The sequence below is a fragment of the Cellulomonas sp. Root485 genome, from assembly GCF_001426705.1.
GTDB lineage: Bacteria > Actinomycetota > Actinomycetes > Actinomycetales > Cellulomonadaceae > Cellulomonas.
Genome location: NZ_LMFC01000004.1, coordinates 267138 through 287917, shown reverse-complemented (window position 1 = coordinate 287917; position 20780 = coordinate 267138). Strand labels below are relative to the sequence as shown.

24 protein-coding genes are annotated in these 20780 nt (G+C 73.5%); 15 read left to right on the top strand and 9 right to left on the bottom strand.

All coding sequences use genetic code 11. From position 1 onward, the window contains the following. Window positions 1-52 precede the first annotated feature (52 nt). On the bottom strand, window positions 53-928 hold the full coding sequence (locus ASD16_RS18835; protein WP_055921343.1) for a PfkB family carbohydrate kinase: 876 nt from the start codon (window positions 926-928) through the stop codon (window positions 53-55). Then, on the bottom strand, window positions 925-1242 hold the full coding sequence (locus tag ASD16_RS18830; protein WP_055921340.1) for a hypothetical protein: 318 nt from the start codon (window positions 1240-1242) through the stop codon (window positions 925-927). The genes ASD16_RS18835 and ASD16_RS18830 overlap by 4 nt, the downstream gene beginning before the upstream one ends. 71 nt (window positions 1243-1313) lie before the next feature. On the opposite strand from ASD16_RS18830, the gene ASD16_RS18825 reads away from it, so the two are divergent. After that, window positions 1314-2114, top strand: a complete 801-nt coding sequence (locus tag ASD16_RS18825; RefSeq protein ID WP_055921337.1) for a hypothetical protein — start codon at window positions 1314-1316, stop codon at window positions 2112-2114. A 51-nt stretch (window positions 2115-2165) separates the two neighbouring features. Further along, on the top strand, window positions 2166-3836 hold the full coding sequence (pgi, locus tag ASD16_RS18820) for a glucose-6-phosphate isomerase (RefSeq protein WP_055921334.1): 1671 nt from the start codon (window positions 2166-2168) through the stop codon (window positions 3834-3836). A 116-nt stretch (window positions 3837-3952) separates the two neighbouring features. On the opposite strand, the gene ASD16_RS18815 is transcribed toward pgi, so the two are convergent. Beyond that, window positions 3953-5065, bottom strand: coding sequence for a cellulose binding domain-containing protein (locus ASD16_RS18815; protein ID WP_055921331.1), 1113 nt, complete (start codon window positions 5063-5065; stop codon window positions 3953-3955). Between the two features lie 256 nt (window positions 5066-5321). Between ASD16_RS18815 and ASD16_RS18810 the strand changes: the two genes are divergently transcribed. Next, on the top strand, window positions 5322-5690 hold the full coding sequence (locus tag ASD16_RS18810; protein WP_082570996.1) for an RNA-binding S4 domain-containing protein: 369 nt from the start codon (window positions 5322-5324) through the stop codon (window positions 5688-5690). A 91-nt stretch (window positions 5691-5781) separates the two neighbouring features. Here the strand turns inward: ASD16_RS18810 and ASD16_RS18805 are convergent, their stop codons facing one another. Then, entirely contained in the window at window positions 5782-6657 is an 876-nt protein-coding gene (locus ASD16_RS18805; RefSeq protein WP_055921324.1) for a DUF72 domain-containing protein, read from the bottom strand. A gap of 39 nt (window positions 6658-6696) precedes the next feature. On the opposite strand from ASD16_RS18805, the gene ASD16_RS18800 reads away from it, so the two are divergent. From ASD16_RS18800 to ASD16_RS18785, 4 genes are all read left to right on the top strand, one after another. After that, window positions 6697-7632, top strand: a complete 936-nt coding sequence (locus ASD16_RS18800) for a DNA-3-methyladenine glycosylase (protein ID WP_369818000.1) — start codon at window positions 6697-6699, stop codon at window positions 7630-7632. 84 nt (window positions 7633-7716) lie between these two features. Then, entirely contained in the window at window positions 7717-8052 is a 336-nt protein-coding gene (locus tag ASD16_RS18795) for a YciI family protein (RefSeq protein WP_055921321.1), read from the top strand. Window positions 8053-8180: 128 nt separating this feature from the next. Then, complete coding sequence (locus ASD16_RS18790; protein ID WP_082570995.1) at window positions 8181-9674, top strand: DHA2 family efflux MFS transporter permease subunit; 1494 nt, start codon at window positions 8181-8183, stop codon at window positions 9672-9674. A gap of 66 nt (window positions 9675-9740) precedes the next feature. After that, window positions 9741-9971, top strand: coding sequence for a hypothetical protein (locus ASD16_RS18785; RefSeq protein ID WP_055921318.1), 231 nt, complete (start codon window positions 9741-9743; stop codon window positions 9969-9971). 3 nt (window positions 9972-9974) lie between these two features. On the opposite strand, the gene ASD16_RS18780 is transcribed toward ASD16_RS18785, so the two are convergent. Genes ASD16_RS18780 through ASD16_RS18770 form a run of 3 tightly spaced genes read right to left on the bottom strand, consistent with a single transcriptional unit; the run spans window position 9975 to window position 12512 of the window. Beyond that, entirely contained in the window at window positions 9975-10520 is a 546-nt protein-coding gene (locus ASD16_RS18780; RefSeq protein WP_055921774.1) for a DUF1992 domain-containing protein, read from the bottom strand. Between the two features lie 32 nt (window positions 10521-10552). Continuing rightward, a complete protein-coding gene (locus tag ASD16_RS18775) occupies window positions 10553-11857 on the bottom strand; it encodes an ATP-binding protein (RefSeq protein WP_235523422.1) in 1305 nt (434 codons plus the stop codon). A gap of 1 nt (window position 11858) precedes the next feature. Next, entirely contained in the window at window positions 11859-12512 is a 654-nt protein-coding gene (locus ASD16_RS18770) for a response regulator transcription factor (RefSeq protein WP_055921312.1), read from the bottom strand. A gap of 83 nt (window positions 12513-12595) precedes the next feature. Here ASD16_RS18770 and ASD16_RS18765 point away from each other — a divergent pair, with 83 nt between their 5' ends. From ASD16_RS18765 to ASD16_RS18745, 5 genes are all read left to right on the top strand, one after another. Continuing rightward, on the top strand, window positions 12596-13837 hold the full coding sequence (locus ASD16_RS18765) for a hypothetical protein (protein ID WP_082570994.1): 1242 nt from the start codon (window positions 12596-12598) through the stop codon (window positions 13835-13837). Beyond that, the gene (locus ASD16_RS18760; protein ID WP_055921307.1) at window positions 13834-14820 is read left to right on the top strand and encodes an ABC transporter ATP-binding protein; all 987 of its coding nucleotides are present in this window, start codon (window positions 13834-13836) and stop codon (window positions 14818-14820) included. The genes ASD16_RS18765 and ASD16_RS18760 overlap by 4 nt, the downstream gene beginning before the upstream one ends. After that, window positions 14807-15658, top strand: a complete 852-nt coding sequence (locus ASD16_RS18755; protein WP_055921304.1) for an ABC transporter permease — start codon at window positions 14807-14809, stop codon at window positions 15656-15658. Before ASD16_RS18760 ends, ASD16_RS18755 begins: the two co-directional genes overlap by 14 nt. Before the next feature lie 21 nt (window positions 15659-15679). Continuing rightward, window positions 15680-17122 carry a PQQ-binding-like beta-propeller repeat protein gene (locus tag ASD16_RS18750; RefSeq protein ID WP_055921301.1) on the top strand — a complete coding sequence of 481 codons (1443 nt, stop codon included), beginning with the start codon at window positions 15680-15682 and terminating at the stop codon, window positions 17120-17122. A gap of 96 nt (window positions 17123-17218) precedes the next feature. Beyond that, complete coding sequence (locus ASD16_RS18745) at window positions 17219-17644, top strand: helix-turn-helix domain-containing protein (protein WP_082570993.1); 426 nt, start codon at window positions 17219-17221, stop codon at window positions 17642-17644. 3 nt (window positions 17645-17647) lie between these two features. Here the strand turns inward: ASD16_RS18745 and ASD16_RS18740 are convergent, their stop codons facing one another. Next, window positions 17648-18259, bottom strand: coding sequence for a ClpP family protease (locus ASD16_RS18740; protein ID WP_055921772.1), 612 nt, complete (start codon window positions 18257-18259; stop codon window positions 17648-17650). After that, window positions 18259-18867 carry a ClpP family protease gene (locus tag ASD16_RS18735; RefSeq protein WP_055921298.1) on the bottom strand — a complete coding sequence of 203 codons (609 nt, stop codon included), beginning with the start codon at window positions 18865-18867 and terminating at the stop codon, window positions 18259-18261. The genes ASD16_RS18740 and ASD16_RS18735 overlap by 1 nt, the downstream gene beginning before the upstream one ends. A gap of 137 nt (window positions 18868-19004) precedes the next feature. Here ASD16_RS18735 and ASD16_RS18730 point away from each other — a divergent pair, with 137 nt between their 5' ends. The 3 genes from ASD16_RS18730 to ASD16_RS18720 are packed head-to-tail and all read left to right on the top strand — an operon-like array spanning window position 19005 to window position 20654. Further along, window positions 19005-19553 carry a hypothetical protein gene (locus ASD16_RS18730; protein WP_055921293.1) on the top strand — a complete coding sequence of 183 codons (549 nt, stop codon included), beginning with the start codon at window positions 19005-19007 and terminating at the stop codon, window positions 19551-19553. Continuing rightward, window positions 19553-19840: a transcriptional regulator gene (locus ASD16_RS18725; RefSeq protein WP_055921290.1), complete on the top strand. Its 288-nt coding sequence runs from the start codon at window positions 19553-19555 to the stop codon at window positions 19838-19840. Before ASD16_RS18730 ends, ASD16_RS18725 begins: the two co-directional genes overlap by 1 nt. A 22-nt stretch (window positions 19841-19862) precedes the next feature. Beyond that, window positions 19863-20654 (top strand): pentapeptide repeat-containing protein, encoded by a 792-nt coding sequence (locus ASD16_RS18720; RefSeq protein WP_055921286.1) that lies wholly within the window; start codon window positions 19863-19865, stop codon window positions 20652-20654. The last annotated feature ends 126 nt before the right edge of the window (window positions 20655-20780 follow it).

Here is a 20780-nt window from a genome sequence, read left to right as displayed (position 1 = left end):
GGACGCGTGGTCGCGCGCGGCTCGGCCGATCGGCCGAGAGGTGCGTCGTCCGTCAGGGCACCCAGCCGAGCGCTCCCGGATGACGCACCGACTCGCTCGCCCGCGCGATCCCGTCGGCCAGTGCCGTGAGCACGTCGTGGCCCGCCGCCAGCGAGGCGGCCGTGGCGCCGTGCAGCACGTCGCCCGCGCCCAGCGTGTCGACGACCTCCGCGGCGGGGACGACCGGCGGGTGCAGGACGGCCGACGCGCGGCGACCGTCCGCGTCGACCGTGCGCACCCGGACCGGTCCCGCGCCTGCCGACTGCGCCACGAGACGCGGTCCGAGGTCGGCGACGCGGTCGAGCAGGTCGTGGGTCCCGTCGGGCAGCCGGAAGTCGGCGGACAGCACCGCGTGGTCGACGTGCGCGAGCAGCCCGTCCAGCCCGGGCTTCCAGCTGCCGCCGTCGAGGAGCACCGGGATCCCTCGCCCGGCGGCGTCGGCGGCGAGCACCTCCGCGGCGCCGAGATGGTGGCCGTCGACGAGCAGGGTCGTCGCGCCGACGAGCACGTCGAGACGCCCTGCCGGACCGGTCAGGTCACGGACGCCGACGGCGTTGACCGAGACCACGGCCCGCTCCCCCGTCCCCTGGGTCACCAGCACGGTCGAGACGGCCGGCGTTCCCGGACCGTCCAGCAGGTCGACGACCTCGACGCCCGCTGCCGCGAGACCGGTGCGGACGAGGTCCGCGACCGGCCCGGTCCCGAGCGCCGTCACGAGCACCGTGCGGACCCCGAGGGCCGCCGCCGTCGCCGCCGCGTTCGCCGCGGGGCCACCGAACGTGACGTCCAGGCTGCGGGCGACGATCTTCTCGTCGGCGGCGGGCAGCCGGTCGACCACCTGCACGACGTCGAGCGTCGCCAGGCCGCAGCAGACCAGCAGTGCCGTCACGCGACGCGGGCAGGCTGCGCGGGCCGGTCCACCAGGGCGAACGTCGCGACGCCGAGCACGAGGGCAGCGATCACGACGGCCGGCCAGGCGCCGATCACACCACCGAGCGGGTGGGAGAACGCGAAGCACACGGCGCCGACCAGCACGACCGCCGCGACACGCCACCAGCCCGCCGACCGGGCCCGCACCACGCACCAGGCGACGCCCGCGACCAGGACGACCCCGCCCAGGGCGCGCACCCCGGTGAGGTCGGCGACGGCGAACCCGACCACCAGGGTGAGCGCGGCGATGACGGCGGTGGGGATGCTCGACATGGACACAACCTATGCGGCGAGGAGGATGCTGGGCCCTGGGCCGGCCGCGCCCGCCCGGACGGGAGGTCGACGTGTCCGAGGCTCCAGCCGCGCTCTCCGCGTCCGACCGGCGCGCCGACATCGTCAACCACACGACGAGGCTCGCCGCCGTGGGAGCAGGCGCGGGGCTGCTCGCCGGCGTCGCGACCGGCGTGCTGGCGCGGCTCGCCATGCGAGTGCTCGCGGCAGCCTCACCGCACGCGCGCGGGCGCATCACCGACGACCAGGCGGAGGTCGGCGTGATCTCCGTCGAGGGCACCACCTTCCTGCTGATCGTCGTCGCGATCCTCGGCGCGCTGGCCGGGCTGATCTATGTCGGTGCACGGTTCGCACTCCCCGGACCGCCCTCGGTGCGAGCGGCGACGTTCGGCGTCGTCGCGGGACTGCTCGGCGGATCGCTCATCGTGAAGGACTCCACGTCGTTCGACTTCGGGGTGCTGGGTCCGCAGTGGTTCGCGGTCGTGGCGTTCACGCTGGTCCCCGGGTTCTGCGGCTGGTTCGCGGCCGTCCTCGTCGAGCGCTGGCACGGTTACGGCGACGACCGCCCACCGTGGCTGGACGTGGCCGTGGTGGCGGTCGGTGCACTCGGGATCCTGGCGTCGTTCCCGGTGTCCGTGCCGTTGCTGATCGTCGCCCTCGTCGTCGCGCAGGTGCCCGTGCTGGCACGGACCTGGCAGGGGAGGCCGGGGCGGATGCTCGTGCGGACGGTGCTGGTCGCCGCGGCGGTCGTCGGGCTCGTCGGCCTGGTCCTGGACGTCGTCTCGATCGCGACCGGCACCCCAGCGCGCGCGCCGTTCGCCGCAACGGCTCTCGCAGTGCCACCCGACGGCTGACGCCGCGGACGCCCGATGCGACCGGTCCCGCGCGCGCAATACGGTGGACCCATGCCAACCTCGCCGATCGACGCCACGTCCACCGCTGCCTGGCAGGAGCTCAGCGTCCATGAGTCGACGCTCACGCCCGACCTGCGCGGCTGGTTCGCCGACGACCCCGAGCGCGCCACGCGCCTGACCCTCCCGCTGGCGGACCTCACGGTCGACCTGTCCAAGAACCTGGTCACCGACGAGACGCTCGCCCTGCTCGTCCGGCTCGCCGACGAGGTCGGTCTGGCCGACCGGCTGCAGGCCCAGCTGCGCGGGGACCACATCAACGTCACCGAGGACCGTGCGGTCCTGCACACCGCCCTGCGCCGGCCCGCGGGCGCACAGCCGGCGCTCGTCGTCGACGGGCAGGACATCGACACCGACGTGCAGGCCGAGCTGGCGAAGATGTACGCGTTCGCGGACAAGGTGCGCTCGGGTGAGTGGACCGGCGTCACCGGAGCACGCGTCGCGACGGTCGTCAACATCGGCATCGGCGGCTCCGACCTCGGCCCGGTCATGGCCTACGAGGCGCTCAAGCCGTACGTGCAGGACGGCCTCGAGGTGCGGTTCGTCTCCAACATCGACCCCAGCGACCTCGCGGAGACGGTCAAGGGCCTCGACCCGACCACGACGCTGTTCATCGTCGCGTCGAAGACGTTCGGCACCCTGGAGACGCTCACCAACGCGCGCCTGGCCCGGACCTGGCTCTGGGAGCAGCTGGGCACGGCCGACGACGACGAGTCGCGCAACGCCGCCGTGGCCAAGCACTTCGTCGCGGTGTCCACCGCCCTGGACAAGGTCGCCGCGTTCGGCATCGACCCGACCAACGCGTTCGGGTTCTGGGACTGGGTCGGCGGTCGGTACTCCGTCGACTCGACCATCGGCACCTCGCTGGCCATCGCCGTCGGACCGGCCGCGTTCGGCGAGTTCCTGGCCGGGTTCCACGCCGTCGACCAGCACGTCGCGACGACCCCGTTCGCGCAGAACGTCCCCGTCCTCATGGGCCTGCTGAACGTCTGGTACGTCAACTTCCTCGGCGCGCACACCCACGCGGTGCTCCCCTACGCCCAGTACCTGCACCGGTTCGCCGCGTACCTGCAGCAGCTGACCATGGAGTCCAACGGCAAGTCGGTCCGCTGGGACGGCACCCCCGTGACCACGCAGACCGGTGAGGTGTTCTGGGGCGAGCCCGGCACCAACGGCCAGCACGCGTTCTACCAGCTCATCCACCAGGGCACGCGGCTCATCCCCGCGGACTTCATCGCGGTCGCCAACCCGGCGCACCCGCTGGCGGACGACGGCGTCGACGTGCACGGCCTGTTCCTGGCCAACTTCTTCGCGCAGACCAAGGCGCTCGCGTTCGGCAAGACCGCCGACGAGGTCCGCGCCGAGGGCACGGCCGAGGACATCGTGCCCGCCCGCGTGTTCTCCGGGAACCGCCCGACCACGTCGATCCTCGCGGCCTCCCTGACGCCGAGCGTGCTCGGGCAGCTCATCGCGCTGTACGAGCACATCACGTTCGTGCAGGGCGTCGTGTGGGGCATCGACTCGTTCGACCAGTGGGGCGTGGAGCTGGGCAAGAAGCTCGCGCTCGAGATCGCCCCGGCGGTCCAGGGCGACGCGGCAGCCCTGGCTGCGCAGGACCCGTCGACGCGCGCCCTGATCAGCCGCTACCTGGAGCTGCGCGCCTGATACCGCACAGCCGGAAGAGTTCGTCGCACCCGGTGCGACGAACTCTTCTGACTGTCGGGATCTGAGGCGGGGTGTGGTGACGACGCACCGTCACGACACCCCGTCGAGTTCCTGTGTCAGGCGCGCGCGCAGGTGACCGCCGACGTCGCCGGGCTGCCCGTGCCCTGGAAGCCGAACTCGACGGAGCCGCCCGACGGGACGTTCCCGTTCCACGGGGCTGCCGTGAACGTCGTCGTGCTGCCGGAGGTGACCGGCTGCGAGCTCCACGCGTTGGCCACGGCACCGTTCGGCAGTGTCACGGCGACCTTCCAGCCCGTGAGCGGGACGGCCCGGGCGGTGACGCGGACGTTGGCGACGAAGCCGCCCGGCCACTGGCTGGCGACCGTGTAGGTGGCGGTGCACCCGTCCGCGGGGGGCATCGTGAACGTCGGGCTCGGCGACGGGGAGAGCGTCGGCGACGGCGTCGGGGTCGGGGTGACCGTCGGCGTCGGCGTCGCGGTCGGCGTGGGCGTGGTGCCGTTCAGGGCCGCGGTCAGCGCCGGGTACCACCGGTCGGCCAGCTTCACGATGCCGGTCTCGTTCGGGTGCACGCCGTCGGAGGTGTCGGTAGCGGCGTTCCAGCCGGTCCACTGGTCGACGACCGTGATCGGGGACGCCGACGTGCTCAGTCCCGCGGCCCACGCCGGGATCGCCGCGTTGAGGTTGACCGTCCGCTGCGGGCAGTCGCTGCAGCTCGACGGAGCCACCGGGATGATCTGCGCGACGAGGATCCTCATCGTCGGCTTGCTCGCCCGCATCTGCTGCACGAGCGTCGTCCACGCGGCGAGGATCTCCTGCGGGCTCTTGTTGCTCCACACGTCGTTGGTGGCGAAGTGCATGACGACGATGTCCGGGTGCGTGGCCGACAGCCAGCCGACCAGCTGGTTCTGTGCCGCGACGTTGGTGACCAGGTAGCCGCCGTGGCCCTCGTTGTCACCGTCGTAGGTGATCCCGCAGCCCTGGGCCGGGAGGGTGCCGACCATGTCGATGTTCGTGTAGCCGGTCTGCTGGAGCTTCTGCCACAGCAGCGCCCGCCAGCAGCCGGGTGACCCGGTGATGGAGTCGCCGAGCGTCATGATGCGCACCGGGTCTGCCGCGGCCGTCGGGCCGGCCAGCGCGAGAGCGCCGGTCACGAGCAGCGCCAGGGCGGCGAGAGCGCCGGCCAGTCGGCGCGCGAGCGTGGTCGTCATGGGTCCTCCGTCCGCGTCCGCCCGCAGCCACGATGCCCGGGCGGGGCGGGCGCACGCCCGCCAGGGTGCAGCGTGGTGCGCATCCGCCCGCCGGTCAGGGGCGCGAATCGTTTCGCCGCGGAAGCGGTTCGACGGTGTCCGACGGCTTGGCCCCGCACGACGACGGCCGCACCGCCTCGCCGACGCGAGATCGTCCGGCCGGCGACCAGCGCCGCGACCCGTGGGTCCGCTCGCGCGGGCGTGAGAGGCTCGGGCGGTGGCTGAGGTGACGCGAGCACGCGTGGACGCGTGGACGTGGGCGGTGCGGCTGTTCCCGACCCGGTCCGCCGCCGCGGCCGCGTGCCGCGCCGGGCACGTCCGCGTCAACGGCGACCGCGCGAAGCCCGCGACGATGGTGGTCCCCGGCGACGAGGTGCACGTCCGCGGCGGTGAGCGCGAGCGGATCGTCGTCGTGCAGCGCACCGTCGTGAAGCGCGTCGGCGCTCCGGTCGCGGTGGCCTGCTACCTGGACCGCTCCCCCGCGCCGCTGCCGAAGGAGCACGTGGTCCCGGGCGAGCGCGACCGTGGCGCAGGCCGCCCCACCAAGCGCGACCGCCGCCTGATCCAGCGCCTCAAGGGCCGCTGATCCGGCGGTGAGATCGTGGCCCGCGCACGAGATCGTGGGTTCGCACCGACGTTCTCGCGACGAACTCACGATCTCGACGCGGGCGCCGCACCTACGGGCCGGGCGTCAGGCCCAACCGGGCCGCCAGGGCCATCGAGTCGTACGGGGCGCGGACCTTCAGGTCGTTGTCGAAGTAGACGAAGACGTCGCGCTCAGCGGCGGGTTCGGCCGGAGCAGCCAGGGTCCGCGCACCCTCCGGCTCGCCGCCGGACGCCCACGCGCGGATCTTCGTCGCCCACCGGTCCAGCGACTCGTCGTCGTAGCCGCTCGCGTAGAGCTCGGTCTCGCCGTGCAGCCGCACGTACACGAGGTCGGCGGTCACGTCCTCGATCACCGGCCACCGTCCGGCGGCGTCGGCGACGACGAGGCCGATGCCGTGGGCCCGCAGCAGCTCGACGAACGCCGGGTCCTCGAAGCTCGCGTGCCGGACCTCCAGCACGTGCCGCAGGGGCCGGTCGGCGTCGGTGGTGGTCCACGCCCGGTCGTCGAGGCGCTCGTCGTGCTCGGAGGCGAGCTGGGCGGCGGCTGCCGTGGTGCGCGGCAGGAGGTTAAAGAACGTGGCCAGCCGGTCCGGGTGGAAGCCGAGGTTGGGGGGCAGCTGCCACAGGACGGGTCCCAGCTTGAGGCCGAGCGCGAGCACGCCGCTGGCGAAGAAGTTGGCGACCGGCACCCGCACGTCCGCGAGCTTCTTCATGTGGGTCACGAAGCGGGGGCCCTTGACCGAGAACACGAAGCCGTCTGGCGTCTCGGAGGCCCAGGCGACGTAGTTCTCCGGCTTCTGGAGGGCGTAGAAGGAGCCGTTGATCTCGATCGACGTGAGGTGCCGGGACGCGAACTCGAGCTCACGGCGCTGCGGCAGGCCGGCGGGGTAGAACACGGTGCGCCACGGTGCGTAGCGCCAGCCGGAGATCCCCGTGCGGATGGTCATGGGCCCAGTGTGTCGGCGGTGCGGCGCATAGTTGGTGAGGTGACCACCGTGCCGACCGACGAGCAGGCGGGTCGGGTGTCCGTCTACCGTCCGCGCGACCGCGTCGACGTCCGGCTCACCCTCGGTCCGCTGCGGCGCGGCGGCGGCGACCCGGCGTGGTGGTTCGCGCCGGACGGGTCGGTCTGGCAGGCGACGTCGACCGCGGACGGCCCGGCCACCCGCCACCTCGCCGTGCGGAGCGACGGTGTGCACGCCACGACGTGGGGTCCCGGTGCCGAGCGGGCGCTGGCCGACGTCCCGGACCTCCTGGGCGCGCGCGACGACCCGAGCGGCTTCGACGCGTCGCTGCACCCGGTGGTCCGCGAGGCCCATCGCAGCCGGACGGCTCTGCGGATCCCGCGGTCGGGCAACGTGCTCGAGGCGCTCGTGCCGGCGATCCTGGAGCAGAAGGTCGTCGGGCTCGATGCGAAGGCGGCGTGGCGACGGCTGGTGCTGCAGCACGGCACGCCGGCGCCCGGTCCGGCTCCCCGCGCGATGCGGGTGCCGCCGACCGCCGCCGGCTGGCGCGAGGTGCCGGTGTGGGACTGGCGCCGGGCGGGCGTCGAGGAGGCTCGGGCGGGCACGGTGCTGCGCGCCGCCGTCGTGGCACACCGTCTGCAGGAGGGCGCGGACCTGCCGGTCGAGGAGGCGCGCCGGCGGCTGCTCACGGTGCGCGGCATCGGGCCGTGGACGGTCGCGGAGGTCGCCTCGCGCGCCCTGGGTGACGCCGACGCGGTCTCCGTCGGCGACTACCACCTGGCCCACCTGGTCGGCTGGGCGCTCACCGGGAGCCGCACGGACGACGCGGGGATGCTGCGCCTGCTGGAGCCCTGGGCGGGTCATCGGCAGCGCGTGATCCGGCTCATCGAGATCACCCAGACCAGCCGGGCGCCCCGGTTCGGACCCCGCGCGCCACGCGCCCGACCGTTGCACTAGGAAAACTGCTCGCCCGATCGTGTCGATCCGACGCCCGCAGGATCGTCCATCAGATGAAGGCCCGACCACCACCTGGAGGACTCCATGCGTTTCCTGCTCCTGATCTGCGACGACCCGACCGCCGAGACGTACCGCCCCGAGGACGACAACATCGCCGACTGGGTGGGCGAGAACGACCGTCGCAACCTCAGCGTCCTCGGCGACCGGCTGCGGCCCGCGCTGGACGCCCGCACCGTCCGCGTCCGCTCGGGACAGCTGCTGGTCACCGACGGGCCGTTCGCGGAGACGCAGGAGTCCATCGCCGGGTTCGACGTGCTGGAGTGCGCGGACCTCGACGAGGCGCTGGAGCGAGCGGCGGCGCACCCGATGGCCCGCTTCGGGCGCGTCGAGGTCCGGCCGTTCTGGCCGCTGGAGCTGTGAGAGGCGTCTCCTGACAGCGAAAAACGTCGACCCGCCGTGGCCGCACCGCACAGACTGTGCACACCGTCCGCGCCGATCTCCACCGGCCGCGCCACACCCTTCCCTCTTCACACCCGAGGTGTACCCCTGTGACCGACGAGACCCTGACCACCACCCATCCGCCCTCGGACGCGACTGCGGGAACCGGCGCGCGCGACCGTCTCGCGGTCCGCCTGCTGCTGACCTCGACGTTCGTCGTGATCCTCAACGAGACGATCATGGGCGTCGCGCTCCCCCGGCTGATGAGCGACCTGGCCATCCCCGCGAGCACCGCCCAGTGGGTCACCACGGCGTTCATGCTGACGATGGCGATCGTCATCCCCGTGACCGGCTTCGTGATCCAGCGGTTCACCACGCGCGCCGTGTTCCTGGCGGCCATGTCCCTGTTCAGCCTGGGCACCGCGATCTGCGCGCTGGCGCCCGGGTTCGACGCGCTCATCGTCGGCCGCGTGGTGCAGGCGTGCGGCACGGCGATCATGCTCCCGCTGCTCATGACCACGGTCATGACCGTGACCCCGCCCGCGAGCCGCGGCCGCACGATGGGCAACATCTCCATCGTCATCTCGGTCGCCCCGGCGATCGGCCCGACCATCTCGGGGCTGGTGCTGAGCGTGCTCGACTGGCGCTGGCTGTTCGCGCTGGTCCTGCCGATCGCGCTCGGCGCCCTGGCGCTCGGCGCCGTCCGGCTGCCGAACCTCACCGAGACCCGGACCGCCCGCGTCGACATCGGCTCGGTGATCCTGTCGGCCATCGCGTTCGGCGGGATCGTGTACGGGCTCAGCGGGCTCGGGGCGGTCGCGACGACCGGTATCACCACCGCGACCTGGGTCTCCCTCGGCGCCGGCGCGGTCGCGCTGGTGGTGTTCGTGCTGCGCCAGCTGCAGCTGCAGAAGGTCGACGACGCGCTCCTGGACCTGCGCACGTTCTCGTCGTCCACGTTCACCATCTCGGTGGGCGTGATGGCGATCAGCATGATGTCCCTGTTCGGGACCCTGATCCTGGTGCCCCTGTACGCGCAGACGGTGCTCGGGCTCGAGGCCCTGCAGACCGGTCTGCTGCTGCTCCCCGGCGGGCTGATCATGGGCCTGCTGGCACCGAGCGTCGGGCGCGCCTACGACAGGTTCGGTCCGCGGCCGCTGCTGGTCCCCGGCGCGATCATCGTCAGTGCCAGCGCGTGGGGCTTCACGCTGCTGGGTGCGAACAGCTCGCCGTGGCTCATGCTCGCGTGCCACGTCACGCTCAGCGCAGGGCTGGCCCTGATGTTCACGCCGTTGTTCACCTCGGCGCTGGGCTCGCTCCCGATGCACCTGTACTCGCACGGCAGCGCGATGGTCGGCACGGTGCAGCAGGTGGCGGGCGCGGCCGGCACGGCGCTGTTCGTCACGGTGCTGACCGCGCAGAGCGCCACGCTGGCGGCCGCGGGCTCCGGTGTGGTCGACGCGACCGCGGGCGGCATCCACGCCGCGTTCCTGGTCGGCGCGGTCATCTCGCTGGCCGCGATCCCCGCCGCGTTCTTCGTCAAGGCCGCTCCGTCCCCGCACGGCGCACCGGTCGACGAGTCGGCGCCGGCCCTGGCGCACTGACTACGCTGGGGTCCTCGGTGGAACCACACCGGGGACCCCAGCACAGCACTCCCTGGAGGACGACCCATGAGCTACCCGGTGATCGAGCGCCGCGAGGACGACGGGTCGGGCACGCCCGGTCGCATGCTCAGCGTCGTCTTCCCCGCGATCCTGTTCCTGCTGGGCCTGGCCCTGTTCACCGTGGCATTCAACGTCGGCGACTGGGGACCGTGGGTGTTCTTCGGCGGCATCGTCGCCATCTCGCTGTCGTTCGCGATCCCCACCACGATCCTCCCGGCCCTCGAAGACCGGGCCTGACCGTCAGGTCCGGCGCCCCCACCGGCGCCGCTTCCTCTCCGGCTCCGGAGCGGGCGGGGGTTCCGGGACGCGGCGACGCTCGATCCATCCGCGGACCTCACGGTCGGCGTCCCGCAGCGGGGTGACCACCGGCGGACCGCCCATCAGCTGACGCCGGGCGGACACGATCCGGGCGTTGAACTCGTCGACCGCGGCACGCACCTCGTCCTCGGTGCGCAGCGCGTCCAGCCGCTCCCCGAGGACCGCGTCGTCCTTGCGCAGCTGGATCGCCTCCGGCAGGACGCCCGAGATCTGCTCCCGCTCGATCAGCGCCTTGAGCCACCAGTCCGGGTCGTGCCGCGCGATGCCGGGGATCGGTTTGCCGGCCAGGGGAAGGTCGTCGAACTCGCCGCGGGCGATCGCCTGGTCGATGACGACGTCGACCCACTGGTGCCGGTTCTCCATCCGGCCGCGGAGCGGCGCGGCGGGCTCGTTCTCGGCACGCTCACCCGCCGAGTCGCGCTCCACGCGGTACCGGGCCGCGTCGCGCACCGGGTCGTGCTCGGGCATCGTCGTCACCTCCGGGGCTCGTGAAACCCAACCTACGACGACAGATCGGTCCGCGGCAGCCGCAGCTCGGCTCGCAACCCGCCCAGGTCGGCAGCGCCCAGCACGACGTCACCGCCCTGCTCGCGCGCGATCTCACGGGCGATCGCGAGGCCGAGGCCGCTGCCGCCCTCGTCGCGCTGACGAGCCTCGTCGAGCCGCACGAACCGCTCGAACACGCGCTCACGGTCTGCCGGGTCGAGCCCGGCGCCGTCGTCGTCGACCCGCACGACGCCCTCCCCGACCGTCAGCACGACCCGGGACCCGGCGTGCCGCACGGCGTTGTCGACGAGGTTGCGCAGCACGCGTCCGACCGCGGCGGCGTCCCCCCAGGCGTGCCCGGAGCCGGAGACGGTCACGGGTTCGGTCGGCCGCACGACGTCGCGCGCGACCGCGCCGAGGTCGAGCTCGTCGCTGGCCATCGGCGACGACCCCACCCGCGCCAGCAGCAGCAGGTCGTCGACCAGCGCCTGCATCCGCAGCACCTCACCCTCGAGCTCCGCCGCCAGCTCGTCGGCTCGGTACGACTGCGGGTGCGCCTGCGCGACCTCGATGCTGGTGCGCAGGGCAGCCAGCGGGGAGCGCAGCTCGTGCGCGGCGTCCGCGACGAACGCGCGCTGGCGCGCCGCTCCGGCCTCCAGCCGGTCGAGCATCGAGTTGAGCGTGCGGGCGAGCGCGCCGAGCTCGTCGTCCCGCGCCGGGACCGGCAGGGAACCCGGGCCGCCCGACGACGCGACGAGCGCCGCGCCGCGCCGCAGCTCCTCGACCGGCCGCAGCGCCCGCCCGAGGATCAGCCACACCACGAGCCCGAGCGCCACGGTGAGCAGCGGGACGACCACCGCGAGCGCGACCCGGAGCGCGTCGAGCACCCCTTGCACCTCGGTCAGCGGAACGGTCGCGACGACCGTCGCGGGCTCGTCCTGGTAGGTCGTCGTCTGCACGGCGACGCGGGCGGCCTCGTCGTAGGCGCTCCGGTCCGTCGTCGAGACGCCGCTCAGTCCCGCCAGGACGTCCTGCGGCAGCACCGGCAGGGTCCGGCTCGCGTTCGGGGAGGTGGCGAGCACCGCGCCGTCGGCGTCGATGAGCTGCACGATCTCGCCCGGCTCGGCGACCGGCAACGTCTCGGGGAGCCGGTCGTCGGAGGCGAGCGCGGACACCGTGGCGGCGCGGTCACGGACCACCTGGTCGAGGGCGTCGATGCGGGTGCTGCGCAGGACGGTCGTCAGGGCGATCGCGCCGACGACGAGCGCCACGCACAACGCCCCCGACGCCAGGAGCGTGAGCCGAAGGCGGAGCGACACGTCAGCCGGCCACGCGGTACCCGGCGCCACGGATCGTCTCGACGACCTCCCGGCCGAGCTTGCGCCGCAGGTAGCCCACGTAGACCTCGACCACGTTGACGTCCTCGCCGGTGCCGTCCCACACGTGGTCGCGCAGCTCGACCTTGCCGACGACGCGGTCGGCGTGGTGCATCAGGTACTCGAGCAGGGCGAGCTCGCGCGTGGTCAGCGCGACGGCCTCGCCGGACCGGGTCACGCGCCGGGTCGCGGGGTCGAGGACGAGGTCCCCGGCGGTCAGCACCGGGGGGCGGACCTGACCCTGCCGGCGCAGGAGGGCGCGCAGCCGCGAGACCAGCACGACGAACGCGAACGGCTTGGTCAGGTAGTCGTCGGCGCCGACGTCCAGCCCGTCGGCCACGTCGTACTCGCCGTCCTTGGCGCTGAGCATGAGGACGGGCGTCCACACGTCCTGCGCGCGGAGCTCGGTGACCACGTCGTACCCGTTGCGTCGCGGGAGCATGACGTCGAGCACGATGACGTCGTACCCGCCCTGCGCGGCGAGCTCGAGCCCGCGCTCCCCGTCGTACGCGACGTCGACGGCGAAGCCCTCGGCGGTCAGCCCGCGGTGCAGCGCGCGCACGAGACCGCGCTCGTCGTCCACCACCAGAACCCGCATGTCCTGAGCATCCCATCCGGTGCCCGAGCCCACGCCGTCGCGCTCTCAGGATGGCCTCAGCAGGCATGACGCACAGTGGAGCCATGAACGAGCCCCGTCGCACCCTGAGCCCCCGGACCCGCTGGGCCGTCCCCGTCGTCGCCGCCGTCGCGGTGGGTCTGGCGTTCGCCGCTCCCCCGCTGTTCGCGTCGGCCGACGACGCCGGACTGCCGACGATCAGCCCCGAGGAGCTGGCCGCGCAGGTGGCGAGCGCCGAGCCGTCGCCGCTGTCCGGCACGGTCGTCTACACCGCACGCCTCGGCCTGCCGGCGCTGCCCTTCGGTGACGTCGGCGGCGCCAACCCGGTTGCCCTGCTCGGCGGCAGCTCGACGATGCGGGTCTGGTCGGACAGCGGGGACCGGTCCCGGGTCGCGCTGCTGGGCGCCACGTCGGAGTACTCGGTGGTGCAGGACGGCGCGGAGGCGTGGACGTACTCCAGCACCGACGACGCGGTCGTGCACTACAGCCTGAGCGCGGCCGACGCCGCCCGCTTCGACGAGCTGACGGCGCAGGCGGAGGCCGGTGACCTTCCCGTGCAGGGCGACCTGCCGACACCGGAGGAGGCCGGACGGCAGGCGGTCGGGATGGCGAAGCTCACGTCGACCGTGACGCTCGACTCGCAGACCGAGGTCGCCGGGCGGCCCGCCTATCAGCTGGTGGTGACGCCGACCAGCGACACGACCCTGGTGGGGAGGATCGTGGTGGCCGTGGACGCCGAGACCTCGACCCCGCTGCGCGTGCAGGTGTGGAGCACGTCGGACACCGAGACGCCCGCGCTGGAGATCGGCTTCACCGACGTGTCGTTCGCGACGCCCGCCGACTCGGTCCTCGCGTTCTCGGCCCCCGCCGGGGCGTCGACCCGCGAGGTCGTCGTGCCGCTGCCGGAGGTTCCCGCCGAGGCAGCCACGGCGACACCGGAGAAGGAGCTGCCCGAGGGCGTCACCGTCACCGGGACCGGCTGGGACACGGTCGTGGAGGCCTCCGGGCTCGACGTGGCGGCCCTGGTCGCCGGCGACCCGTCGGCCGCGGCCAGCCTGCCCGGCGTCGACAAGACCTTCGGCTCGAAGGGTGCCGCGGACCTGTACTCGGAGTTCGTGCCCGAGGAGGGGTCCGGCTCACCGATGGGTGACCTCGACACCACCGCGCTGTACGACACGCTGACGACCGAGGTGCCCGAGGGGCGGCTGCTGTCCTCCGCGCTGCTGTCGGTGCTGGTCACCGACGACGGCCGCGTGCTGGTCGGCGCGGTGCCCGGTGCCACGCTCCAGGCCCTGGCGGCCCAGTGACGGACCCGACGACCGGGGCCGCACCTTCGGGTGCGGCCTCCGTCGCGCCGCTCGCCATCTCGACCGAGGGACTGACCAAGCGGTTCCGCTCGGGACAGGTCGCGGTCGCCGGCATCGACCTGGAGGTCCCGCGCGGCGCCGTCTACGGCTTCATCGGGCCGAACGGCTCGGGCAAGACGACGACCATCCGCATGCTGCTCGGGCTGGTGCGGCCGACGAGCGGGCGCGCGTTCCTGCTCGGCGGCGAGATGCCGAGGGCCGGCGCCGACGTGCTGCCGCGCGTGGGTGCGCTCGTCGAGGGACCCGCGTTCCACCCGTACCTGACGGGCTCGGCGAACCTTGCGCGGCTGGACGCCAGCGACGCGACGGCCGACCCGCGCACCGCCCGCCGGCGCGCCGACGAGGCGCTCGACCGGGTGGGGCTGGGTGCGGCGGCGAGCAAGCCGTACCGGCAGTACTCGCTCGGCATGAAGCAGCGGCTCGGTCTCGCGGCCGCCCTCCTGCGCCCGCGCGAGCTCCTCGTGCTCGACGAGCCGACCAACGGCCTCGACCCGCAGGGCACGCGCGAGGTCCGCAACCTGGTGCGCGAGCTCGCCGAGCACGGCACCACCGTGCTGGTCTCGTCGCACCTGCTGGCCGAGATCGAGCAGGTGTGCAGCCACATCGGGATCATGAGCGGCGGACACCTCCTGCTCCAGGGTGACCGCGCCGAGCTCACCTCCCGCGGACTGCCCCGGCTGTCCGTACAGACGTCGACCGAGCACGTCGGCGCCGCGGCGGAGGTGCTGACCGGTCTGGGCCTCACCGACGTCGAGACCACCGGCGCCACGGTGTCCGCCCTGCTCGGCGCCGTGCCGCCCGAGAAGGTGTCGGCCGCGCTCGTCTACGCGGGCGTCGACCTGCTGGGGCTCGAGGTCCGGCGTCCGAACCTCGAGCAGATCTTCGTCGAGCTGACCGGGGAGGGCTTCGATGTCGCTCGTTGAGACCGCCGGTCCCCGCAGAGGTTCCCTGCTCCGTCTCGTCCGCTCCGAGCTGCGCCTCGTGCTCGGCCGACGCCGCAACCAGGTCCTGCTCGCCGGGCTCGCGCTGGTCCCCCTGCTGCTGGGCACCGTGCTGTTCCTCTCCCAGGACACCGCACTCCAGGGCCAGGGTCCGGGGTTCGTCGGGCGGGTGACCAGCAACGGGCTGTTCCTCGTGGTCGCGTCCCTGTTCGTGTGCCTGCCGTTCCTGCTGCCGCTGACCATCGGGATCGCGTCCGGCGACGCCATCGCCGGCGAGGCGTCCGCGGGCACCCTGCGCTACCTGCTGACCGTGCCCGTCGCGCGGGGTCGGCTGCTCGCGGTGAAGGCCGTCGGTGCGCTGACGTTCGCGGCCGCCGCCGTTGCCGCGATCGCGGTGGTCGGGATCGTGGCCGGGGCGGCGTACTTCGGTGTGCGCGGCATCACCCTGCTGTCCGGGACCACCGTCCCCCTCGGCGACGGGATCCTGCGCATCGCCGCGGTCGTCGTGTACGTCGGGCTGTCGATGACCGGGCTCGTCGCGGTCGGGCTGTTCTTCTCGACGCTCACCGAGGTGCCTGTCGGCGCGATGGCCGCCACGGTCGTCACCGCGATCGTCTGCGGCGTCCTCGACCAGCTCCCGCAGCTGCACACCATCGCGCCCGCGCTGCTCACCCACCACTGGCTCGACTTCGCGGAGTTCCTCCGGCTCGAACCCGACTGGGGTGTGCTCGGGCAGGGGCTCGCGCTGCAGGCCGCGTGGGTGGTCATCTTCGGCGCGCTGGCGTGGAGCCGCTTCACGACGGCCGACGTGTCGAGCTGAGGTCCCCGGTACGGTCGAGCCGTGCGACGGGACACCCTGCAGGACGTCGAGCTGGACGGCCCCGCCACAGCTCCTGACCCGCCGCAGGGTCGGCGGCGAGTCTGGCTGGGGGTCGGCGCCCTCGTGGTCGTCCTGGCACTCGCGGGCACGCAGGCGCTCCTGTCGGCCCGTGAGGATGCGGCCGCGGAGCGGTTGCAGGCCGTCCCGGGGGTGCTCCGACCGGTCGGCGACACCCTCGAGGTGGTCCGCCGGCTGACCGACGACGCCGCCGCCGGGCTCACCGGCGAGGCGGGCGGCACCCTGTCGCTGGCGGAGGACGGCGTGCTGACCTACCGCTGGCTCGCGCCCGGCGAGCCCGGCTGGGCCAGACAGCTGCTGCCGGCGACGCGCACCGGCTCGCGCGACGTGGTGGTCGTCGGCGGCAGCGCGTGCGAGCCCGACGGTGCGGCCGTGGACGCCGACCGGATCGTCTGCCTGGTCACGGACGGCGCGCAGGTCCTGTCCGGCAACGGTGACGTCGATCGCCGGCCCGCCACCACGACCGAGATCGTCGTCCTCGGGACCGCGGACGGCTCGGTCCTGGCGCGGTGGCCCCTGGAGCACGGCACGAGCGCCGCGTCGTTCCCGGGCGACCTCGTCGTGGTGGCCTCCGCGACCGACGACACCCTCCGGGTGACCGGCCACGACGTGCTGACCGGTGCCGTGCGGTGGACGCGCGAGGAGCCGGCGACACCGGGTGGCGGTGAGCTGGCCGTGTTCCACGCCGGTGACCTGGTCGCCGTCTCGACGGCTCGCGGCGCGCTGCGCCTCCTCTCGCGCGACGGTGCGATGGTCCGGGACGACCTGGTGCTCGTCGGCGTCGACTCGCCCGAGCAGGGCGCTCGCTGGGGCTGGAGCACCACCCCGGGCGGCGACCTCGCGATCCTCGGGCAGTCAGCCGACGGCCGGCTGCTGTCGACCCTGGTGGCGGCGGACGGGGACCCCGCGGCCGACCGGACGATCGACGGGGAGATCGTGCCGACCCCGGTCGACGACGGGAGCGTGCCGGGTCTGCTGCTGACCAGCGACGGCTCGGTGCACGCCTGGGACGCGGGGACCGGTAGGGCGCGATGGTCGGCCGACGTGCCCTCCTCGACGAACGCGCTCGTCCTGCGCGGCCGCGTGTACGTGGCGACCACGGCACGCGAGGTGGTGGCGCTCGACGGGGGGTCAGGGCGGGAGGTGTGGCGGAGCGACGAGCTGGTCGGGATCAGTCCGTCTGCCCTGCTCACCGACGGCACGCACGTCCTGGTCGCGACGGATCGCACCACCCTGACCGCCGAGCCCAGCCTCGTCGCGTACGACGCCGCCGGGGGCGACCTCGTGTTCCGCGCCCCGTACCCGCCGCACGTCGCCGAGCTGGAGGTGCTCGGCCACACGCTCGTCGGGCGTGACCAGGGCTACGAGCAGGTCCAGCTCGGCTGACGGCGCTGTCCGCTGATGGCAGAAGCGGCGCGACCCCGGTCGACGGCCATCGCGGGCTAGCGTGGCGGGAGCACCTCGTCGACCCCGGAGGACGCGATGACGCCGCACCTGACGCACCTCGAGCACCGCACCGAGCCGCTGCTGCGGCGGCTCGTGGGCTCGATCCTGCGGGAGCAGCGGGAGCGCCAGCGGCGGACCCTGCGCGACGTCGCCGAGGACGCCCGGGTGTCCGTCGCGTACCTGTCCGAGGTCGAGCGCGGGCGCAAGGAGGCGTCGTCGGAGGTCCTCGCCGCGGTATGCCGGGCGCTCGGGCTGCGGCTCGTCGACCTGGTCGGCACCGCGCACGCGCAGCTTGCGCTCGCCGAGGGCCGACTCGTGGTGGACCTGACCGCGCCGCCCGCGGCCGCCGACCCGGCGGCCTCCGCCCGCCACGAGCTCGCGAGCGTCACCACCCTCACCGCCCACGCGGAGCGGCCGTCGCCGACCGGCGAGGTCGGCGCGGCTCTCCTGCTGGCCGCCTGAGCGTCAGCTGATCGGCGGCACCTCCTTGAGGGTCGTGACGACCCGGTCAGCCAAGCCGTAGTCCACGGCCTGCTGCGCCGTGAGGATGAGGTCGCGCTCCGTGTCGGTGCGGAGCTTGGCCAGCGGCTGGCCCGTGTGGCGGTGCAGGATCTCGTCCACCTGCTCGCGCAGCCGCGCGATCTCGCGGGCCTGGATCTCCAGGTCCGCTGCGGTCCCCTCTCCCCCGCCCGACGGCTGGTGCAGGAGCACCCGTGCGTGCTCCAGCACGTGCCGGTTGCCGGGCGTCCCCGCGGCCAGCAGCACGGCAGCCGCGGACGCCGCCTGCCCGAGGCAGAACGTCGCGACCGTCGGCTTGATGTACTGGATGGTGTCGTAGACGGCCAGGAGCGCGGTGATCGAGCCGCCCGGCGAGTTGATGTACAGGTGGATCGGTGAGTCCTGGCTCTCCGACTGCAGGTGCAGCAGCTGCGCGATGACCACGTTGGCGACGCCGTCGTCGATCTCGGTGCCCAGGAAGATGATCCGGTCGGTGAGCAGGCGCGAGTAGACGTCGGACGCGCGCTCGCCCGTCGGCCGCTGCTCGATGACGACGGGGATCGTGTACTGGCCGGCCATCACAGACCCGCCCGTCGCATCGAGGCGTCCGGGCGGACGTCGTCGAGGTGCTCGACCACCCGGTCGATGAACCCGTACGCCAGCGCCTCCTCGGCGGTGAACCACGCGTCGCGGTCGGCGTCGCGCTCGATCGTCTCGACGCTCTGCCCGGTGTGCTCGGCCGTGAGCGACTGCATGGTCCGCTTCACGTGCGCCATGTTCTGCGCCTGGATCGCGATGTCGATCGCGGTCCCGCCGATCCCGCCCGACGGCTGGTGCATGAGCACGCGCGAGTGCCGCAGCGCGAACCGCTTGCCGGGGGTGCCTGCGCTGAGCAGGAACTGGGCGGCGCTCGCGGCCAGTCCCATCGCGAGCGTCGCGACGTCGTTCGGGATGAGCCGCATCGTGTCGTACATCGCGAGGGCCGCGCTCACGGATCCGCCCGGCGAGTTGATGTAGAGCGCGATGTCGCGCCGGGGGTCCTCCGCGGAGAGCAGCAGGAGCTGCGCGCAGACGCGGTTGGCGATGGTGTCGTCGACCTCCTGGCCCAGCACGACGATCCGCTGGTGCAGGAGGCGGGTGGACAGGTCGTCGTCGAAGGGGCGCACTGTGGTCGGTGCGGTGGTCATGGGTGCCTCCGTGGGTCGCTGGTCCCTCGACGGTCACACGCGCAGACCGCCCACCGACCCCCGGTCTGCCGTCGGCGGATCTGCCGACGGCAGACGCATACTTGCCAGTCTGGAAAGTTGAACCTATGCTTTCCACTATGGAAAGTATCCCGGACGACCCGCACTCCGCCCTGGCCGCGGCCGACGACGCACGCAGCCGACTGACGACGAGCCTGCGCCTGCCCGCCGGCTTCTACCCGCTGCTCGCCACCGGGATCGCGGTCCAGGTCGGCGCCGCGGCCTACGGGATCGCCGCACAGACGGTCACGGGGGTCGCCATCGCGCTGGCCGGGGTAGCGGTGTTCCTGGCCGTCGCGGCGCTGGTGCTGCACCGGTTCAGCCGGATCAACGGGGTCCGGGTCGACGGCCTGGCCAGCCAGGTCGTCCTCGTCGCCGGGGCACGCGCGTCGCTCGTCTACCTCGGCGCGCTCGCCGTGGCGATCGTGGCCGCCTTCGACTCCCGGTGGTGGCTCGTCGCGGTGGCGGCCGTGGCAGCAGGATTCGGCTGCGCGCTCGGCGTCCGCCACTGGTGGCACGCCTACCGGCAGGATCCCGTCACCCACGCGCGCGGTGCCTCCCCGCGGGTGCTGGCGGTCCTCGCGGTCGTCGCGTGCCTCGGGTGCGCGACGCTGCTGGTCCTCGGCTGATGGCCGGGCTGGACCCGCTGATCCACGCGCCGACGCGGCTGGAGCTCGTCGCGACGTTGTCGGGGGTGTCGGAGGCCGAGTTCGTCACGTTGCGGGACGCGCTGGACGTCAGCGACTCGGTGCTGTCCAAGCACGTCTCGGCGCTGGTCGAGGCCGGTTACCTGCACAGCCGCAAGGGTGTCCGTGCGGGACGGCGGACCACGTGGGTCGGACTGACACCGGTGGGCAGGCAGGCACTGCGTGACCACGTCGTGGCCGTGCGCCGACTGATCGACGCGGTGGAGTGACGACCGGCCTAGTCTCGACCTCGTGACCGACCACACCCCGATCCCGCTGCGGGAGCTGCGCTCGGACTGCTCACGGTGCGCAGGGCTGTGCTGTGTCGCGCACGCGTTCCAGCGGTCGTCGGACTTCGCCTACGACAAGCCTGCCGGTACTCCGTGCCGGAACCTGCAGGACGACTTCCTGTGCTCCATCCACGCGGACCTGCGCACCAGCGGGTTCACGGGCTGCACGGTCTACGAGTGCTTCGGGGCAGGCCAGTTCGTCACCCAGCAGCTCTTCGACGGCCGCACGTGGCGCGACGAACCCGGGATCGCCGCGGAGATGTTCGCGATGTTCGGCACGATGCGCGGGCTGCACGAGCTGCTCTGGCACCTCACCGAGGCGCTGTCGATCCGAGCCGCCGCGCCGCTGCACGACGAGATCGCCCGCCTGCGCGACGAGGTGGCCGAGGTGCGGGAGGCGGGTGCGGGACCGGCTGCGCAGGTCCTGGTCGGCGAGCTGCTCGGAAGGGTGAGTGCGGTCGCGCGGGAGGGTCTGCGTGGCCGTCAGGCCCGCGGCGCCGACCTGACGGGGGCGAACCTCCGTCGTGCCGACCTGCGCGGAGCCGACCTGCGCGGGGCGCTCCTGCTCGGCGCGGACCTGAGGGGCGCCGACCTGCGGGTGGCCGACCTGCTCGGCGCGGACGTGCGTGGCGCGCGGTTGGACGGTGCGGACCTCACGGACGCGCTCTTCCTGACACCGCCGCAGGTGGCGTCCGCGCGCGGCGACGGGACGACCCGGCTGCCCGACGGCCTGGACGCGCCCGCGCACTGGTGAGCGCGGCCCTCAGGTGGCCGGCCGGGGCATGCGCGCGGTGATGGCGCCCAGCACCGCCGGAGAGCACCGTCGTCATCCCCTGCGGATGATGCGCGCGCCCTGGTCCCCGGGACCGCCCCTTTCATC

Coding starts and splice junctions, on each gene's coding strand:
- ASD16_RS18830 (WP_055921340.1), bottom strand. CDS start 1,242: ATGTCGAGCATCCCCACCGCCGTCATCGCCGCGCTCACCCTGGTGGTC.
- ASD16_RS18735 (WP_055921298.1), bottom strand. CDS start 18,867: ATGACCACCGCACCGACCACAGTGCGCCCCTTCGACGACGACCTGTCC.
- ASD16_RS18795 (WP_055921321.1), top strand. CDS start 7,717: ATGCGTTTCCTGCTCCTGATCTGCGACGACCCGACCGCCGAGACGTAC.
- ASD16_RS18755 (WP_055921304.1), top strand. CDS start 14,807: ATGTCGCTCGTTGAGACCGCCGGTCCCCGCAGAGGTTCCCTGCTCCGT.
- ASD16_RS18730 (WP_055921293.1), top strand. CDS start 19,005: ATGGAAAGTATCCCGGACGACCCGCACTCCGCCCTGGCCGCGGCCGAC.
- ASD16_RS18805 (WP_055921324.1), bottom strand. CDS start 6,657: ATGACCATCCGCACGGGGATCTCCGGCTGGCGCTACGCACCGTGGCGC.
- ASD16_RS18780 (WP_055921774.1), bottom strand. CDS start 10,520: ATGCCCGAGCACGACCCGGTGCGCGACGCGGCCCGGTACCGCGTGGAG.
- ASD16_RS18745 (WP_082570993.1), top strand. CDS start 17,219: ATGACGCCGCACCTGACGCACCTCGAGCACCGCACCGAGCCGCTGCTG.
- ASD16_RS18725 (WP_055921290.1), top strand. CDS start 19,553: ATGGCCGGGCTGGACCCGCTGATCCACGCGCCGACGCGGCTGGAGCTC.
- ASD16_RS18765 (WP_082570994.1), top strand. CDS start 12,596: ATGAACGAGCCCCGTCGCACCCTGAGCCCCCGGACCCGCTGGGCCGTC.
- ASD16_RS18740 (WP_055921772.1), bottom strand. CDS start 18,259: ATGGCCGGCCAGTACACGATCCCCGTCGTCATCGAGCAGCGGCCGACG.
- ASD16_RS18770 (WP_055921312.1), bottom strand. CDS start 12,512: ATGCGGGTTCTGGTGGTGGACGACGAGCGCGGTCTCGTGCGCGCGCTG.
- ASD16_RS18815 (WP_055921331.1), bottom strand. CDS start 5,065: ATGACGACCACGCTCGCGCGCCGACTGGCCGGCGCTCTCGCCGCCCTG.
- ASD16_RS18785 (WP_055921318.1), top strand. CDS start 9,741: ATGAGCTACCCGGTGATCGAGCGCCGCGAGGACGACGGGTCGGGCACG.
- pgi (WP_055921334.1), top strand. CDS start 2,166: ATGCCAACCTCGCCGATCGACGCCACGTCCACCGCTGCCTGGCAGGAG.